We start from the raw sequence: 18388 nt of genomic DNA, 5'->3' as shown, positions 1-18388 counted from the left end.
AATAATTAAAATATTTAAGGCTGAAAGTAGATCAAAGTTTTCTCTTACTATCATATGATTGTAATAAATATAAAATATAGTGATTATATTTCTCAAATAGTATTGATATTAGTCATCATATGTTGCCAAAGGAAATCAAGATCTTCCGGAATAGGTTGTGAATTAAATAACTGTTTTTTAAGTTCTTTTTCTTTTATATTACCAATATGAGAAATAAGCACAGGATAAACTACATTTTTAAAAAAATGTTTCCCGTGTATATATTGTTTTAATTGTTGATCTACTGTGCATGCATTTATTTCTTGCTTTTTATGCTTGAGTTTTTCTAATAATTGAGAAGGCTCAAGATATTGATGCCACTTTTGTAAAATTTGTTCAATTTTTACTGTATCATTGCTTGTATTAAGTTCTAATAACGATTCTTTAAATCCCAAACTTCTTAATCCTTCCCATAAAGGATTAATGATTGCCCATACCGCAGCATGATTTCGCCAATTTTCAAGCTGAGTCTCGATATCTTTCCTTAATGTTTCACATCCATTTTCTATGCTATTTTTCTTATTTTCAGGTAATGCAGACCAAATTTCATCAGGAAGAACAAGATAGTTCTCAATACAAAAACGAGGAAGAATGAATAAATTGGGTAATTGTTCTTGTTTTTCCTCAATTTTAGCATTATCCCATTCATCTCTATCGACAATACCAAGCCAATCTTGTTCTTGGGCTAAAATATCCAACACATTTTGTTTCTTGCCCGTGCTAGCAATAACCCAATACTGTTCCCAACTAGGAAACTTTTTTCTTAAAAAAGCGCCAAAAGCTAACTCATCATCACTGCCTTCAACTAATAATACTTTTTTAGTTGAGCTACCTACTTGTTGATCTTTTATTCGATTAATTGTTCCATCAATTTTCGACATTCACCGATCCTTTTAGCAAAGTAAGATCAATACGTGAACCAAAATTTTCATAGCGTTGCCAAACTTCTGTTGAGTGTGACGTTAAAATTAACTGCCCTTTCTTATTAGTCACAATATTTTCGATAGCCGCTAAGAGAGGTGCGATAACAGAAGGATGTAGATGTAGATCAGGTTCATCTATTAATACAATTCCTCCTGGTTTTAGCCAACGTTGGATTGTAAATAACATAATAAGTATTTGATGTTCGCCAGAACTTAACTCATCAAACGTATGTTGCCTTCCATTTGATAAAATAATCTGTTGACGTGTACCTGGAAGAATTTCACTATCAATTTTTTTATCTGAAAAAAAGTAATTTAAACTCTTTATCATGTTAGGGTATTCATTAGGCAGTGTCGCTTTTAAATTAAACAGTGAAGTTTCTATTTGCCCATTCCAATCATTAGTCACCGTATAAGTCGCGAGCCATGCTTGGTTAAGATCGTCTGGGTATAATGATTTTCTCGTTGCTGTTGGATTTACCCATTTACGCGCTTCTGCATCTAAATAGACAATATTAGGAATAGATAATTCTGGATCCAATTCATTATAAAGTGATTGAATACGTCTTTTCCCTAAATATTTATAGGTCTCAATCAGATTATCATTATGTTTATTTTCACTAGATGGAAAATATAATTTATTTTTCTTTTTATTATTTGAAATTTCACCTATCCACATTACATCTAAATAGTTTGTTACTACTTGGGTAAAAAAATCATCTGAACCATAAAAAAGTCCAATTTTAATCTTATCATCAGAAGAAAGATTAAAATCTTCAAAAATAATAGCGATCCCTCCCCAACGTTCTAACCATTTTCGTGTATTGCTCGCTGGAGCTAACGGTTGTTCAGTACTTAGCCAAATACCTAATGCTTCCCATAAAATAGCTATGCCCCGTAATAAAGTCGATTTACCACAACCATTATTACCGGTAAATAAAACTTGAGCTTCAATCTCATTAGACCAATCATCTTCTAACTTAATAACACCATCAGCTAATGGTCCTACAGATTGTGTATAAATTGAACTAATTCTCATTGGAATGCCCTGAAATGTTTACTTTAATAGCTAAAATACCATCTCTTTATTCTCGCGTCTTTACCTCTTTCACACAACGATAAAATATTCTCTTTCTGTTGTTAACTTACATCATCAATATGACTATTACGCTTTCAAATTAGTATAAAAGCACCCTAGGATGCTTTTATACCTAACTTAGATTATTCATAATCCTTTATTTATATTCATTGCCCAGCAGTTTATTAGCTTGAGCATAAGCCCCATCAAGGGTCTCTTCAACAAAGATAGGTACACCGTACACCGCAGAAACAACGGGAGATAACTGTATCAGTTGCTCTTTATCATTTGTTTGTTGATTGACGGTCATGATCATTCCAGCACAATATTGACTTAATGGCATTTTCCCTGTTTTCAGCCAGCGTCTAACGGCTTTCATGCCCTCCATATCCTCTTGTTCATTTTTCTTGTTGATAGGTGGGTAAACCAATACAAAGTTTTGTTTTTGAGCAAGCACTAAGTCCATTTCAGCAATCCAGTTATTAGCATGCTCTAACGTTTCTGGGAAAACCTGCATGGTAATAATGGGAAATTGATCAACAGACATTATTGTAAAATTGTTATTATTCAACATATTGTTATCTCTCAGTCATTATCTTTACTTTAGATTAGAATAATTATCATTTACATTCAATAAAAAGGCTCTTTATTAGTGCACTGATCGCATTAATAGACAATTTTTGTCAGCAATAAATTTCTATCGACTTATATTATATTTATTCTTTTAATATATAAAACACTATAATTATTTTATATATTCTTTATAATTATTTTATTTTTAATAAATAAGCCATTCATAAAATGACCACTTTATAAATTTGAAAATATATTTAAAGTCATTTAAAGATTATCATGACAGAATTCATTAATTTATAACTAAGAGAAAAATTAATATGGTAAGTTTCTTGAGAACAAAGTCCGCTGTCTTATTATCAATAGTTATTTTTCCTATTTTCTTTTTATTATCAGGCTGTTTTTCATTCGGGTTAATGTTATCAACTGAAAATGATAATGGTTATCATCGTTCTCATTGAAAAGGCGATTCAATTACCGCACTCTCTCTAGCAAAAGATAGTAACGGTACTAGCGGATGGGTATTTATTGGTGATCATTTTGATTATTTATTAATAAGAGGTGGAGATAACGCAGTAAATATTTTAAGAGATCCGCTTATCCACCATGATAAATTGAGCGTAGAAAATCCAGTTGAATTTATTATTGATAATGAAAAGAAGCAATTTAATGGGAAAATTAAAATAAATTATAACTGGGTAGCTCAAACCGATAAAGAAGCAGCACTAACTTACGGTTTTATATGTAAAAAAGATATAAACACCTGTTCACTAAAAATAGATAATTTACTTGGAACAGTTCATCAAAAAAATAAAGAACAAAAAAATGAGTATTTACTACCTTTTAACCATCCCTTTCATGTTGAATTCTACCAATACAAAGAAAATCTTATTGGTGCCAGCACACCAAGAATATTATTACCCGTTACTTTGGCGCTAGATATAGTTACATCTCCTTTACAATTGCTGATGATCCCAATACTAAGCAAGTAGTATCGATAAAATAATTGATTATCAAACACTAAATATTCTAGTTTGATTAATAAGGAGATAGTGTTACCTCTATCTCCTTTTATACCATATTATACTATGATGTTAGCCTATTTCATCGCTTATAGGATTAACGCACAACCAACACAGATTGTTTGGCGTAAGCCACAATTCCTGATGCATTAGAGCCTAATAAATGAGTTGAAATGCTAGGACGACGAGAGCCAACGACAATTAAATCCGCTTTAATTTTTTCTGCCAGCTCTAACACTTTATCTCTTGCTGAGCCAAATGCGGCAGAGAAATCAACTTGCTCTTTAGGTAAATCTACAGAATTAGCTAATTCTTGCAGTTGTTCTTGAACTCGTTCAATCGCTTTATTAGCAAAAGAGCTTAACATATCATAATGGTAGCTATAACTAATTGAAAAACGTGAAACATCAGGAATAGCATGAAACAAATGGATCTTAGCCCCTTCAAGCTTTGCAATATAAACAGCGTGTTGTAAAGCCTTTTCGGTTAATTCATCTTCTGAAATATCCACGGGCACTAGAATTGTCTTATACATAGCAACTCCTCATTATTAATTATCGTCTGTTTGTTATTTTGATTTTTTCAACCAACAGTATGATTGCTAATCCTTTTCAAGATGCCATTTATGTAATTGTCGATGAATAAAAGGGGTCACCACTAATCCAATCGATAAAATAAAAACACACTGAAGAAACAAACCATAAATCGCAATAAAAAAACGCCCTGTTGGTGTTGCAGGCGCAGGCTCTACCGGTTGACCACTTAACATTGATATTGCGTTTAATGAGGACTCCATAAAAGTATGTCCTTCAATAAAATAGAACCCTAGCACGCCCGGTAATAATCCTAAAAAAAAGAATACAGTACCTATTATATAGTAGCGTAGAATACGTAGAATAAAATGGTCGAGCCTTAAAAGTTCTTGTGTAAATTTTTCCATCCCATTGACTCTATTAATGCGCAACCCAATGAAAATAATTTAATAATGGTAAAATAGATAATTTAAAACAAAAAAATAGGTTATGAAACCTCATAACCTATTAGCATGTGTCAATTAACGAACCACTAACACAGAAATATCTGCATAACGAACAACGCCTGCGGCCGTAGAGCCTAATAAATGTGTGCTAATGTTGGGTCTGCGAGAGCCGATAACAATTAAATCTGCTTGAATATCTTTTGCTGTCGTTAAAATTTCATCACGGGGAGAACCAAAAGTGACAGTGTAAGCCACTTTTTCAGCAGGCAGATCCACCGAATCCACCAGCATTTGCATATCATTTTCGGCTTTTACTGTCGCTTTGTCTTTAATTTCGGGATAACCCAGTGAATAAGCATTAATAATGGCTGAAGAGATAGGAAGCACATGAATAAGATGTAAATTAGCTCCTGTTTCTTTGGCTAAATAAACAGCATGGCGTACTGCTTTACTGGTTAACTCTTCTTCTACAATATCGATAGGCACTAAAATTGTTTTATACATAATAACTCCTCTCAACTCTCCATTTGCCTTAATAGTATCGCAATAACCTCAAGATTACTGTGAGTCAATTAACTAAAACCAACCTAATATCAATTATCAATCGGCTTTAAGTATTAATGAGTTACTACAAAAAATAAACTACTCAGTTAAAATAAATCAGCGCTGTGCTGTTGGTGGGTTGCCCACATTTGGTTGCGAACCGCACGGATGGTATCAATAAGCTCTGATGCGGTTAATCCTATTGGCCCTATTCCTTGTTTTATTAATTGGTCTGCGGCTATACCATGTATCCATACGGCACTCGGCACAGCCTCTGCGATTGGCATACCTTGTGCTAAAAAACTTGCCATGACACCGGTTAATACATCACCGCTCCCTGCTGTCGATAATCCACTGTTCCCTGTTGTATTTACTGTGATATCTCCTTGAGGTGAAGCAATCACCGTTCCTTGTCCTTTCACTATGGCCCAGCAATGATATTGGCGTGTAATTTCTATTGCAGCTTGTTGACGGTTATTTTGAATATCAGCAACATCACAATGAAGTAAAGTTGCGGCCTCTTTCGGATGGGGCGTTAATACACAATTAGCGGTTAAATTCGTGTTAATATGCGATAAGTTTAATTGAGCCAATAACACCAGCGCATCGGCATCAAAAACATAAGGTATTTTCTCGTTACGTTGTGCTAGTACTGTAGTCAGCAATTGTTCCGAATCAGATGAGAGTCCTAAACCGCAGCCAATCGCCCATGCTGATATTTGTGGTTGCTCTAATAATGTTATGGCTGTTTGTAGCATCAGTTCGGGTGCACTATCAATAAAAGGCAGTGGCAATTGTGGTTGTGCAAAGCCCAAAAAGACTTTACCACACCCTGCTTTAAGCGCACTTTTTCCCGCCAAAACAATCGCACCACTCATGCCTTCTGAGCTGCCGATAATGGCTAATGTACCAAAAGTGCCTTTATGTGTATTTCCCATATTTCGCTGAGCGAGTGCAGGATAGTGAGATATTGCTTGTAATAGTTGCTCTCTGTTCATCTATTATTCCTCATATTCCTCACCTTTTATTGCTGAGTGTTTATTTTTATATCAAACCGCATTAAACGGTAATGGGTAATTTAAAGTATAGCGTGATATCGATGACATAATCATAATAAGAGTGTGCTAGCGGAAATGATTTCTTATCTACTATTTGTTTATTCGTTTTATTCATTTATTTCTTTTATGGGCGATAAGAAAAGCTATTCATACCAGATGAATACAATGTTATTCTGTTACTAGGCATTATTTTTAGGTTAATAAACAAACGATATAAAGGGAAATTCACCATGAATGAGAAGTTTAAAACACAAGCAGATGTTGAAACATTAGCGCAAGAAGTTGCATGCCTAAAAACGCTTGTGACTTATATGTTAAAAGCATTAGGTCAAGCAGATGCTGGACGCGTTATCTTAAATATTGAGCGAGCTATTTCCGAAGTTGCTGATGAACAACAAGCAGAAACCTTCCGCAACACATTAAGCCAAATTAAAACAGCTTATCGTCAATAATGATATTGACGTCATCAAAGTGCAATTGCGCATGATTTTAATTTATTGTCGCTTCTTTTTGTGCTGCACAAATAAGCAAAAAGTAAATCTGAAAAGTCTATATACTTAATTCCGAAATAAACCATTCTTTATTCATTTAACTGCCCCTCTATTGTTATAGAGGGGATTTTTTTATCTGTAATAAATAACTAATGTTAATCCTATTCTGATTTAACGCTATATGGGTTTATATGTTACACTTACAGTGTACGCACCAAAAATAAACCATGAGGCTTATAATGAAACCACTTCTGTTATCCCTGCTTTTACTTCCTGCTGTTGCATTTGCTAACCCAAGTAAAATGGCTGAAGATTATTGCAATACATTCAAAGATATCTCAGTAAAAGCTTATGATACTAATGAAGCGCCTGAGAAAATCGCCAAAGACGCATTAGCAACATTGAAATCTCAAAACTTTGATTTTGCAAAACTAGATGCAACGGAAGCTGATTTTTCTAATGGCACCGTTGAAGTTGTTAAATCTTTACGTGATGCAAAAGCAGAAATTGGTTCACGTGAAGAGTTCCAAGAAGGCTTAACGCAAATTGTTGCGGCATGTAAAATTCAAATGGATTCTGTTTTACAAGAGCAGAAAAAATAATCCATTGACTGCCTTAAATGATTAAGCGCAGAGTCCAAGGAGCAGAAATAATCCTGCTCTTTTTTTATTAAAACTCCCCTATTTCATTTCTTACGTTTAACCCTGCTAACTTTTCCCTGCCGCTATTTATTGTGCATGATAGTATCCATCTATTGCGATTAAGGTTTATAATACTTTAGTAAATAATCATTAGAACTGGCCATAACAAGGAGATATTGTGAGCAACGAACAATCCATCCAGCGATTAAGAAGACTACGCCAGTCAGAGAACCTGCGTGCGCTGTTTCAAGAAACGACACTCAGCAAAAATGATCTAGCCCTACCTATTTTCGTTGAAGAAGGCTTAGATGATTATCAGCCGATCAAAAGTATGCCAGGTGTGGTACGTATTCCTGAAAAACGCCTTGCTTATGAAATTGAGCGTATCGCTAAAGCGGGTATCAAAACGGTCATGACCTTTGGTGTCTCACACCATCTTGATGAAACAGGTAGCGACGCTTGGAAAAGCGACGGTCTAGTTTCTCGCATGTCTCGTATTTGTAAAGATGCTGTACCAGAAATGATTGTTATGTCAGATACTTGTTTCTGTGAATATACTTCACACGGACACTGTGGCGTTTTACATGGTGAACATGTCGATAATGATGAAACTATCCATAATTTAGGTCTACAGGCGGTTGCCGCCGCACAAGCTGGTGCTGATTTTATTGCTCCCTCTGCCGCAATGGATGGTCAAGTTGCCGCTATTCGTGCTGCATTAGATCAAGCAGGATTTACCGATACAGGTATTGTTTCCTACTCAACTAAATTTGCTTCTGCATTATATGGTCCATTCCGTGATGCTGCTGGCTCTCGCTTAATTGGTGATCGTAAAACATATCAAATGAATCCGATGAATCGTCGGGAAGCTATCCGCGAATCATTGATTGATGAGCAAGAAGGTGCGGATATGTTAATGGTTAAGCCTGCTGGTGCTTATTTAGATATTATTCGTGATGTTCGTGAACGTACACTATTACCGTTAGCTGCCTACCAAATTAGTGGGGAGTATGCGCAAATCAAATTTGCTGCATTAGCGGGTGCTATCGATGAAGATCGCGTGGTAATGGAAACACTAGGCTCCATTAAACGCGCAGGCGCTGATTTAATTCTCTCTTACTTTGCGCTTGATTTAGCAGAAAGAAATCTACTTTAATCACCCTTGTATCTAGATGACAAGTGAATAGATCACTAGGAATCTTCAGTATATGACTAACCCCACCACTAAAAACATGGCGGTTAGATACACTAAATACTTCAAGTTATAACGATAATTTGAAGTATTTTTCACCCTATATTATGAGGCGACTATGGATAACTGTATTTTCTGTCAAATTGTAGCGGGAAAAGCACCTTGCCATAAAATTTGGGAGGACGAACATCATCTTGCGTTTCTTTCAATCTTCCCTAATACCAAGGGTTTTACGGTTGTTATTCCGAAAAAACACTATCCAAGTTATGCTTTTGATTTAAGCGATGAAGCCTTAGCGTTATTGATCATCGCCACTAAAAAAGTGGCAAAAATCCTAGATAAAACATTCCCAGATGTGTCACGCACGGGGATGTTTTTTGAAGGTTTTGGCGTTGATCATGTTCATAGCAAACTCAGCCCAATGCACGGCACGGGTGATATGACAAAATGGGCGCCCATTGAAAACAAACAAAAGGTTTTCTTTGATAACTACCCCGGTTATCTTTCATCTCATGATTTTGAGCGCGCAAATGATGAGGAATTAGCGCAATTAGCTGCGCTTATTCGCCAAAATAGTCAGTAATTAATCCAGCCATAATAAACTAATAGCAATAACGGATAAGCATTTATTACTTATCCGTTATTAGTTAATATTGCACAATTATTCTTTATTTATACGTAATTGGTGTTGGCTTAGCTAACATAATTTCTGTCTTAGCCGGCTCGGTTTGTGCAATCACTTTACCGTGACGAATAGAGTAACGTACAGGGACTTGACGACGTAACGCATCAAAACCATTTTCAGCAGGAAGAATAATAAAGTTAGCACTATTACCGACTTCCACACCATAATCCGTTAATGCCAATGTTTTTGCACTATTATGACTGATAAGTTGTAATCCATTATCAATTTGCCCATAGCCCATTAACTGACAAACATGTAACCCCATATGCAGCACTTGTAGCATATTTGCTGTACCTAATGGATACCATGGATCAAAGACATCGTCATGACCAAAGCAAACATTAATACCACTCGCTAACATCTCTTTGACACGGGTGATCCCCCGACGTTTTGGATAACTATCAAAACGCCCTTGCAAATGGATATTCACTAATGGATTGGCTACAAAATTAATGCCTGACATTTTTAATAAACGAAATAAACGCGAAGTATAAGCGCCATTATAAGAGTGCATAGCGGTTGTATGACTTGCTGTCACCCGTGAGCCGATATTTTCTTTATGTGCTAATGCAGCAACGGTTTCAACAAAACGCGATTGTTCATCATCAATTTCATCACAATGCACATCAATAAGTCGATCGTATTTCAGCGCTAATGCGAAGGTTTTATGTAGTGACTCCACGCCATACTCACGGGTAAATTCAAAGTGCGGGATTGCCCCCACAACATCCGCACCTAATTTCAAGGCCTCTTCTAATAATGCTTCGCCATTAGGGTAAGATAATATCCCTTCTTGGGGAAATGCCACAATTTGTAAATCAACCCAAGGTTTGACTTCTTGTTTGACTTCTAACATGGCTTTTAAAGCCGTTAACGATGCATCAGAAACATCAACATGGGTTCTTACATGCTGAATACCATTGGCGATTTGCCATTGTAATGTTTGCCACGCCCGTTGTTTAACATCATCATGGGTGAGTAATGCTTTTCTTTCTGCCCAACGCTCAATACCTTCAAATAAGGTTCCTGATTGATTCCAGTTTGGCTGTCCTGCTGTCTGCGTGGTGTCTAAATGTATATGAGGTTCAACAAAAGGAGCGTGAACCAATCCACCTTGTGCATCTAACCCTTGGGGATGAAAATCGCTTTGTGGTTGTGGCTCAATGGCTGCAATCTGGTTATTTTTAACTGTAATGCGCCATAAACCTTCTTTTCCAGCTAAACGAGCATGATTAATTTGTTCTATATTTTTACCCAGCATGACTTATCTCCGCTTGTCGAGCTGTACGACGATTTAATATTGGATTTAATACCGCGAAACTGATTGCGCCACCTAATACGGCATTAACAGGTACGATCCCTGGTAACCAGTGACCGGCAGCAATACCGATAGCCACAGCAAGTAAGGCTACCCAGTTCACATTTTGCATCTTGTCAGCGTTGAATTGATTATACCGCGCTCTATTCATCAGATAATCTGCAATAATAACGCCACCTACAGGGGGGATCGCCGCGGATAGAAAGGTTAACCAACCAACAAAATTATTATAAAGCCATAGCGCACACAATGTGCCGATAATGCCATTAACCACAGATAATTTTTTACTGGATAACCCTGTGATATTGGCAAAACCTAACCCTGATGCATATAACGCATTATCATTGGTCGTCCAGATATTTAAACCTAATACAATGATCGCCGGCAGTAATAAACCTTGCGCTATCATCACATCGGAAATATCCGCCATGCCTAATGATGCCGCTCCCGCAGCACCAAATACAAACATCAAAGTATTTCCTAAGAAAAAAGCCACAATAGCGACAATCACGGCAATTTTAGGGTTACGTCCAAAACGAACAAAATCCGCCGTTAATGTACCGGCACTGATAAAAGAGCCTACCACCATGGCAAGGGCTAAATTAAAATCGAGTTGTTCGGCAGGCTTCACTGCCATTAGTGTATTAAGCCCACCCATATCATGTACCGCAAGATATACAGAGTAACTTCCTAGGATAGCAATAGCAGGAACCGCAATAATGGAGAGAATAGTTAATGCAGAGATACCAAAAAACACAGTGATAGTCATTAAAATTCCTGATATCGCAATCAGGAGATTAATATCAATCCCCGTGGCTTTACCAACGGGAATAGCAAACATCGCAACACCGACACCAAACCAACCGACTTGTGTACCACCGAGTAAAAATGAGGGAAGCCAAGAGCCTTTAATACCAAAAGAGTAACGAGCAAGAAGATGAGTGGTGAGACCTGTTTTAGAACCAATAAAACCAAGAAATGCGGTGTAAATACCAAGGAGAAGATTACCGATAAGAACTGCGAGGAAGAAATCATTAAAGGAGAGACCAGTACCAAGAGCGCCGCCAGTCCACATACTGGCTGAAAAAAACGTTAATCCCAACATCACAAAGGTTAACGCTAATCCACCCTTTCTTGCGGATATGGGCACCGGGCCCTGACTATAATTGTTGTCCTGAGACACTTTAACCCCCTATTCATTTCACCAGGCCAAAAAATCTGACGCATTCTATCGGCATAAAAATTTTATGCAAACGTTTTCGTACTCTGTTTATGATAATTAATGGGATCGGTGATAGAAAAAAAATTGATATATCTCACATCAATCCTGATGTTATGGTTGTTTTACTTGAGTCACTCGACTTATTTAAAATGATTGTAAAAAGGAGATTGCTTTAGAAATATTTATGATAACAATGGAAAGTTCATAATCATTTAATTATGAAAAGATACATAAATAATATTTAATAAAACTTAAAAAAATAAAATAATAACGAAAAAAGAAGCTTTACTTTCAGTCACAAAAAAGAGGAATTTTCATTCCTCTTGACTATTGTTTTGATAAGTTAATTAATTTCTTCTGGCAGGTGAATGACCAGCAACATAGTAATCTGCTTGGCTTGCTGGCAATGGTTTAATGCCTTTAATTTTGTCTGCCATTTTTTCAGCAATCATAATGGTTGTCGCATTTAAATTGCCAGTAATTATATTGGGCATAATGGAAGCATCAATAACTCTTAAGCTTTCTATACCATGAACGCGTCCGGCACCATCTACGACGGCCATTTCATCATTTCCCATTTTACAACTACCACAAGGGTGAAATGCTGTTTCTGCCCGTTCACGTACAAAAGCATCCAGCTGTTCATCCGTTTGAATATCTTTCCCCGGACTAATTTCTTCACCACGATAGGGATCTAATGCAGGTTGCGCCATAATTTCTCTCGTGATACGAATAGCAGCCCTAAACTCTTGCCAATCTTGCTCTGTTGACATGTAATTAAACAAGATGCTTGGATGCTGATGTGGATCTCGTGAGGTTATTTTTATACGTCCGCGACTGGGTGAACGCATCGACCCCACATGAGCTTGAAAACCATGCACTTCCACTGCATTACTGCCATTATAATTAATCGCCACTGGTAAAAAGTGAAACTGAATATTTGGCCAAGCAAACTTTTCACTTGAGCGAATAAAACCCCCTGCTTCAAATTGATTACTCGCCCCAATACCCGTTCCTTTAAATAACCACTCGGCACCAATTTTAGGTTGGTTATACCATTTTAACGCTGGATAAAGTGAAACGGGTTGTTTGCATTCATATTGCAGATACATCTCTAGATGATCTTGCAAATTCTGCCCCACGCCCGGTAAAACATGTACTGGCGAAATATCAAACTCGTTGAGAACATCTTCAGGGCCGACACCTGAGCGTTGTAAGATTTGTGGTGATGCAATCGCCCCGGCACAAAGCAGTATTTCTTTACGTGCTTTCACATGCTGTGGCGTGGTATTCGTTCCTTTAAAATAGCGCACACCACTTGCTTTTTTACCCTCAAATTCAATAATATCGGTTGTAGCATGTGTCTCAATAGTTAAGTTTTTGCGCGATTTAGCTTGGTCAAGATAACCCCGTGCCGTACTGGCTCGACGCCCATGGGGGGTTACCGTTCTATCCATAGGGCCAAATCCTTCTTGCTGATAACCATTGAGATCGTCAGTTCTAGGATATCCAGCTTGTACACCGGCTTCGACCATCGCATGGAATAAAACATTATTCCCCTTTTTCGGTGTAGTCACACTAACAGGCCCACTATCACCATGATAATCATTAGCCCCAATATCTCGGGTTTCTGCTTTACGAAAATAGGGTAAGCAATTTAAATAATTCCAATCTTCAAGACCGGGTAATTTGGCCCACTCATCAAAATCCATCGCGTTACCACGAATGTAACACATACCATTAATGAGTGATGATCCTCCTAATCCTTTACCTCGCCCGCACTCCATGCGGCGGTTATTCATATGTGGCTCAGGCTCTGTTTCATAAGCCCAATTATAGCGTCTACCCTGTAACGGATAAGCTAATGCTGCTGGCATTTGTGTGCGAAAATCGAACCTGTAGTCCGGTCCTCCAGCTTCAAGGAGCAGCACAGTAACATCAGGATCTTCTGTCAAGCGGGTAGCAAGAACGTTACCGGCTGAACCAGCACCGATAATAATGTAGTCATAGACCATTGTTATCTCCTCTGTTTCAGTCATTAAAATTAAAAATAGAATGGATTAAAAAACGGATGAAAACTCCCCAAGTTCAACTTGAATAGATTTGATTTGAGTGTAATTTTGTAGTGTGACAAGCCCATTTTCACGGCCAACACCGGAATGTTTATAACCACCAACAGGCATTTCTGCTGCAGATTCACCCCAAGTATTGATCCAGCAAATTCCGGCTTCTAATTGATGTATAACGCGATGTGCCGTTGTCAGATCTCGAGTCACCAAGCCTGCGGCTAATCCATAGACACTATTATTGGCGCGTAAAATAACTTCATCTTCTGTTTGATAACTTAAAATGCTCATTACAGGGCCGAAGATTTCGTCCTGCGTGATTTTCATATCATCAGTACAATCGGTAAATACCGTTGGCGCCACATAAGCCCCTTTCGCTAATGCACCAGCGAATAAACGTTCACCTCCACAAAGTAGTTTTGCACCCTGAGCTTTACCTAACTCGATATAGCTTAAAACTTTTTCAAGATGAGGGAAGCTGACTAATGGTCCAAAGTTGGTATCCATTTCCAGTGGTGAACCAACGCGAATACGAGAGACACGCTCAATGATTTTAGCTTCAAAAGCTTGTTTTAACTTTTCTGGCACAAATACGCGTGTTCCATTGGTACATACTTGTCCTGAACTATAGAAATTAGCCATCATGGCGATATCAGCTGCGGTATCAAGATCGGCATCATCAAAAATAATTAACGGTGACTTACCACCTAGCTCCATAGTGACATCTTTTAAGCTTGATGAAGAAGCGCTCGCCATCACTTTTTTCCCAGTATCGATCCCCCCCGTAAATGAGACTTTAGCGATATCAGGGTGCTGCGTTAGCCATTGCCCTACAGTGGCATCACCCGTTACCACATTAAATACCCCTTGAGGCAAGCCCGCTTCGGTATATATTTCAGCCAATTTTAATGCCGTTAATGATGTCATTTCACTCGGTTTAAAAATCATCGCATTACCTGCTGCTAATGCAGGTGCTGATTTCCATAACGCAATTTGAATTGGATAATTCCATGCACCAATGCCGGCAACAACACCTAATGGCTCACGACGGGTGTAAACAAAAGCGCTGTCACGTAGTGGGATCTGCTCCCCTTCTAGGGCAGGAATAAGACCCGCATAGTATTCCAATACATCAGCACCGGTGACAATATCGACATAACGTGTTTCAGACAGGGGTTTACCGGTGTCTAACGTTTCTAAATGTGCTAACTCATCATTACGTTCACGTAAAATATCCACGGCACGTCGAAGAATACGGGAGCGCGCCATCGCAGGCATGGCAGCCCATATTTTTTGTCCTTGCTTTGCACTTTCTACCGCCCAATTAATATCTTCTTCACAGGCTGATTGTAAATGTGCAATCACCTCACCTGTAGCAGGATTAATTGCGGCAAATTGTTCACATTCAGGTTGTGCGCAATCAACATATCCACCATGAATATAAAGCTTGTGTAACGGTGGGTTTTGCATATTTTCTCCTTTATAGTGAGTAAGTTAAGTCTGTTTATCCTGGCAAAGATTAAGTTGCATATCGATATACTCATCAGTAATTTTTTTTGCTTCTGCTAACGAAAATGGCTCCTCGCTAAGGGCACTACGTAGCCATAAACCATCGATTAAAGCGGCTAAGCCTTTGGCGGCTAAGCGTGCTTTATCTTTTGTTAACGCACGTCCAAATTCATAACAGAGATTAGAGTACAAACGTCTATCATTAACTTTTTGTAAACGATGCAAATTAGGCTGATGCATGCTACTTGCCCAAAAAGCCAGCCAAGTTTTCATTGCGGTTTCACTGGTTTGTGACGTATCAAAGTTACCATCGACAATGGCTTGAATACGCAATTTAGGCTCAGCATCGCTTAAAATACGTAATCGCATTGCGACGGCAAAACCTAACTGATATTGGATATGGCGCATTGCCGCTTCCAATAAACCATTTTTATCACGAAAGTAGTGGCTTATAATGCCATTAGATACCCCGGCCTTTCGTGCAATTAATGCAATGCTGGCATCTTGCATTCCGACCTCATTAATCACCGCTAATGTCGCCTGAATTAATTGCTGTTTACGTATCGACTGCATCCCTATCTTCGGCATGTTTTCAAGACCTAAAAAATACATTGAACACTTTTATTAAACGTTTTTTTAATTGAACATTCAATCAATATTAACTATTGTTTATCACAATTAATTCACAAATGACATAAGGAGCAGATCGTGAAAATTTGAATCTTTGCATATAAATCAATTGATTAGCAAAGAATGCAACTTTTAACTTTTAGATGAATAAATTTTTGGAATTTCTGATGACAACTCTTAATAGCTCAAAAAAACCACAGAAAGACAAGCTCAATTCTGTTGTTTTTTTCGCTTCCGCAACGCTGATTTTAGCGTTCTCTTTTTTCACTATTTTAATGACAGATACCGCCAATGCGTGGATCATTAAAACACTAGGTTGGGTATCAAAAACCTTTGGTTGGTACTATTTATTAGCGGCAACTTTGTACATTGTTTTCGTTATTTTCGTTGCCACATCTCGCTTTGGTAATATTAAATTAGGCCCAGAACAATCAAAGCCTGAATTTAGTGTATTAAGCTGGTCTGCTATGTTGTTTGCCGCGGGGATCGGGATTGACTTAATGTTTTTCTCAGTCGCTGAGCCTATTACCCAATATATGCTACCGCCTACTGGCGAAGGTGAAACAATAGAAGCAGCCCGTCAGTCGATGGTGTGGACATTATTCCACTATGGCCTGACGGGCTGGTCTATGTATGCACTGATTGGTATTGCACTCGGGTATTTTAGTTATCGTTATAATTTACCCTTGACCATCCGCTCTGCACTTTATCCTATCTTTGGCAATCGTATTTATGGCCCCATCGGTCATACTGTCGATATTGCTGCCGTATTGGGTACTATTTTTGGTATTGCCACTACCTTAGGTATTGGCGTAGTACAACTTAATTATGGGTTGAAAGTTCTCTTCGATTTACCGCAAGGGTTAGGTGTACAAGGTGGTTTAATTCTACTTTCCGTAATTATGGCGGTGATCTCAGCCACATCAGGTGTCAATAAAGGCATACGTATTCTTTCAGAATTAAATGTATTACTCGCTTTAGGGTTAATTTTATTTATCCTATTTGCTGGTGATACTGAATTTTTATTAAATGCGTTAGTACTTAATGTCGGTGATTATGTAAATCGATTCTTAGGAATGACACTAAATAGCTTTGCTTTTGATAGACCAACGGATTGGATGAATAGCTGGACACTTTTCTTCTGGGCTTGGTGGGTTGCTTGGTCACCTTTTGTGGGCTTATTTTTAGCACGTATCTCAAGGGGGAGAACTATCCGTCAATTCGTTATAGGCACCTTGATCATCCCTTTTGTATTCACGCTATTATGGTTGTCTATCTTTGGTAATAGTGCACTTTATGAAGTGATCCACGGTAATCAAACCTTTGCTGAAACAGTATTAGCCTCACCAGAAAAAGGCTTTTATTCTCTACTTGAACTCTATCCGGGATTTGGTTTAACCGCTTCCGTAGCGACTATTACAGGATTACTTTTCTATGTAACCTCGGCAGACTCCGGTTCATTAGTTTTAGGTAATTTCACTTCTCAACTGAGTGATATAAATAATGATGCCCCAAATTGGCTGCGCATATTCTGGTCTATCGCTATTGGTCTATTAACATTAGGTATGTTAATGGCAGACGGGGTTTCTGCTTTGCAAAATACCACGGTTATTATGGGATTACCTTTTAGCTTTGTTATTTTCTTTATTATGGCAGGACTATATAAGTCATTAAAAGTAGAAGATTTTAGACGCGTCAGTTCATTAAACACCAATGCGCCAGCACCTCTTTATGGTAACACCACCATGAACTGGAAACAGCGTCTAGGTCGAGTGATGAATTTCCCAGGTACTACCTATACCCAACGGATGTTAGATTTAGTTTGTACCCCAGCGATGCAAGATGTGGCTAATGAGCTGTCATTACGTGGTGCAAATGTCTCGTTTAATCTTTACCCGTTGGAAGAAGAGCCTCGTTTAAACCATTTAGAATTAGTGGTTGATTTAGGCCAAGAACAGCATTTTATTTATCAAATATGGCCACAAAAATATTCAGTACCTGCATTTACTTATCGTGCTCGTCGAGGAAAATCCCATTATTACCGGCTAGAAACCTATTTATGGGAAGGTTCACAGGGTAACGATTTAATGGACTACACCAAGGAGCAAGTGATCAGTGATATTCTCGACCAATATGAAAAACACTTAAACTTTATTCACTTAAGTCGTGAAGCGCCCGGTGCAACATTAACATTTCCAGAATCAAATTAATTAGCGACTGAGCTATCTTATCTCTCAAGGGAACCCGTTTTATCGGTTCCCTTTTTTATTAGCCTGCACCACACACCTTATGCAATACATCGCTATTTTCTGACTTTATTTCATGTTGACATGCTTAAGCTAATTCCTAAAAACTGGCTTAGTAGTGAATAAATAATCAAAATTAAAACATATTTATTTACTTATTGTGTTTTTTTAGT

Annotated in this window: 18 protein-coding genes; 6 read left to right on the top strand and 12 right to left on the bottom strand. The window is 37.8% G+C overall.

Going from position 1 to position 18388, the window contains the following annotated elements:
• Positions 1 to 92 precede the first annotated feature (92 nt).
• The 3 genes from AACV00_RS15520 to AACV00_RS15510 all read right to left on the bottom strand — a co-directional run bounded on the left by AACV00_RS15520 (position 93) and on the right by AACV00_RS15510 (position 2614).
• Positions 93 to 920: a DUF4435 domain-containing protein gene (locus AACV00_RS15520; protein WP_049202927.1), complete on the bottom strand. Its 828-nt coding sequence runs from the start codon at positions 918 to 920 to the stop codon at positions 93 to 95.
• Entirely contained in the window at positions 907 to 2001 is a 1095-nt protein-coding gene (locus AACV00_RS15515) for an AAA family ATPase (RefSeq protein WP_161680333.1), read from the bottom strand. The genes AACV00_RS15520 and AACV00_RS15515 overlap by 14 nt, the downstream gene beginning before the upstream one ends.
• Positions 2002 to 2197: 196 nt before the next feature.
• Complete coding sequence (locus AACV00_RS15510) at positions 2198 to 2614, bottom strand: hypothetical protein (protein WP_161680335.1); 417 nt, start codon at positions 2612 to 2614, stop codon at positions 2198 to 2200.
• A 472-nt stretch (positions 2615 to 3086) separates the two neighbouring features.
• Between AACV00_RS15510 and AACV00_RS15505 the strand changes: the two genes are divergently transcribed.
• A complete protein-coding gene (locus AACV00_RS15505; RefSeq protein ID WP_337247496.1) occupies positions 3087 to 3605 on the top strand; it encodes a YidX family protein in 519 nt (172 codons plus the stop codon).
• Positions 3606 to 3732: 127 nt separating this feature from the next.
• On the opposite strand, the gene AACV00_RS15500 is transcribed toward AACV00_RS15505, so the two are convergent.
• The 4 genes from AACV00_RS15500 to AACV00_RS15485 form a co-directional block, all read right to left on the bottom strand.
• The gene (locus AACV00_RS15500) at positions 3733 to 4170 is read right to left on the bottom strand and encodes a universal stress protein (protein ID WP_004243203.1); all 438 of its coding nucleotides are present in this window, start codon (positions 4168 to 4170) and stop codon (positions 3733 to 3735) included.
• A 66-nt stretch (positions 4171 to 4236) separates the two neighbouring features.
• Positions 4237 to 4575, bottom strand: a complete 339-nt coding sequence (locus AACV00_RS15495) for a hypothetical protein (RefSeq protein WP_161680337.1) — start codon at positions 4573 to 4575, stop codon at positions 4237 to 4239.
• 114 nt (positions 4576 to 4689) lie between these two features.
• Complete coding sequence (locus AACV00_RS15490) at positions 4690 to 5118, bottom strand: universal stress protein (protein ID WP_004243205.1); 429 nt, start codon at positions 5116 to 5118, stop codon at positions 4690 to 4692.
• A gap of 146 nt (positions 5119 to 5264) precedes the next feature.
• Complete coding sequence (locus AACV00_RS15485) at positions 5265 to 6155, bottom strand: NAD(P)H-hydrate dehydratase (RefSeq protein WP_020945745.1); 891 nt, start codon at positions 6153 to 6155, stop codon at positions 5265 to 5267.
• A 290-nt stretch (positions 6156 to 6445) separates the two neighbouring features.
• On the opposite strand from AACV00_RS15485, the gene AACV00_RS15480 reads away from it, so the two are divergent.
• The 4 genes from AACV00_RS15480 (at position 6446) to AACV00_RS15465 (ending at position 9122) form a co-directional block, all read left to right on the top strand.
• Positions 6446 to 6667 carry a DUF2594 family protein gene (locus AACV00_RS15480; RefSeq protein WP_036905633.1) on the top strand — a complete coding sequence of 74 codons (222 nt, stop codon included), beginning with the start codon at positions 6446 to 6448 and terminating at the stop codon, positions 6665 to 6667.
• A 278-nt stretch (positions 6668 to 6945) separates the two neighbouring features.
• Positions 6946 to 7308, top strand: a complete 363-nt coding sequence (locus tag AACV00_RS15475) for a hypothetical protein (protein WP_004248202.1) — start codon at positions 6946 to 6948, stop codon at positions 7306 to 7308.
• 217 nt (positions 7309 to 7525) lie between these two features.
• Positions 7526 to 8503 carry a porphobilinogen synthase gene (gene hemB / locus AACV00_RS15470; protein ID WP_161680339.1) on the top strand — a complete coding sequence of 326 codons (978 nt, stop codon included), beginning with the start codon at positions 7526 to 7528 and terminating at the stop codon, positions 8501 to 8503.
• Positions 8504 to 8657: 154 nt separating this feature from the next.
• Positions 8658 to 9122, top strand: coding sequence for an HIT family protein (locus AACV00_RS15465; protein ID WP_004243211.1), 465 nt, complete (start codon positions 8658 to 8660; stop codon positions 9120 to 9122).
• An 85-nt stretch (positions 9123 to 9207) separates the two neighbouring features.
• Here the strand turns inward: AACV00_RS15465 and AACV00_RS15460 are convergent, their stop codons facing one another.
• The 5 genes from AACV00_RS15460 to betI form a co-directional block, all read right to left on the bottom strand.
• Positions 9208 to 10485 (bottom strand): cytosine deaminase, encoded by a 1278-nt coding sequence (locus AACV00_RS15460; protein WP_004243212.1) that lies wholly within the window; start codon positions 10483 to 10485, stop codon positions 9208 to 9210.
• Entirely contained in the window at positions 10475 to 11725 is a 1251-nt protein-coding gene (gene codB, locus AACV00_RS15455) for a cytosine permease (RefSeq protein ID WP_004250947.1), read from the bottom strand. Before codB ends, AACV00_RS15460 begins: the two co-directional genes overlap by 11 nt.
• Before the next feature lie 386 nt (positions 11726 to 12111).
• Positions 12112 to 13779 (bottom strand): choline dehydrogenase, encoded by a 1668-nt coding sequence (gene betA, locus AACV00_RS15450; RefSeq protein ID WP_004250946.1) that lies wholly within the window; start codon positions 13777 to 13779, stop codon positions 12112 to 12114.
• A 45-nt stretch (positions 13780 to 13824) separates the two neighbouring features.
• Positions 13825 to 15300, bottom strand: a complete 1476-nt coding sequence (betB, locus tag AACV00_RS15445) for a betaine-aldehyde dehydrogenase (RefSeq protein ID WP_004243216.1) — start codon at positions 15298 to 15300, stop codon at positions 13825 to 13827.
• Between the two features lie 24 nt (positions 15301 to 15324).
• Positions 15325 to 15927, bottom strand: coding sequence for a transcriptional regulator BetI (betI, locus tag AACV00_RS15440; protein ID WP_004248206.1), 603 nt, complete (start codon positions 15925 to 15927; stop codon positions 15325 to 15327).
• Between the two features lie 209 nt (positions 15928 to 16136).
• Here betI and AACV00_RS15435 point away from each other — a divergent pair, with 209 nt between their 5' ends.
• A complete protein-coding gene (locus AACV00_RS15435; protein WP_004248207.1) occupies positions 16137 to 18179 on the top strand; it encodes a choline transporter in 2043 nt (680 codons plus the stop codon).
• The last annotated feature ends 209 nt before the right edge of the window (positions 18180 to 18388 follow it).

This window comes from Proteus sp. G3927, from assembly GCF_963894685.1.
Classification (GTDB): Bacteria; Pseudomonadota; Gammaproteobacteria; order Enterobacterales; family Enterobacteriaceae; genus Proteus; species Proteus mirabilis.
This window is presented reverse-complemented; position numbering and strand designations above follow the sequence as displayed.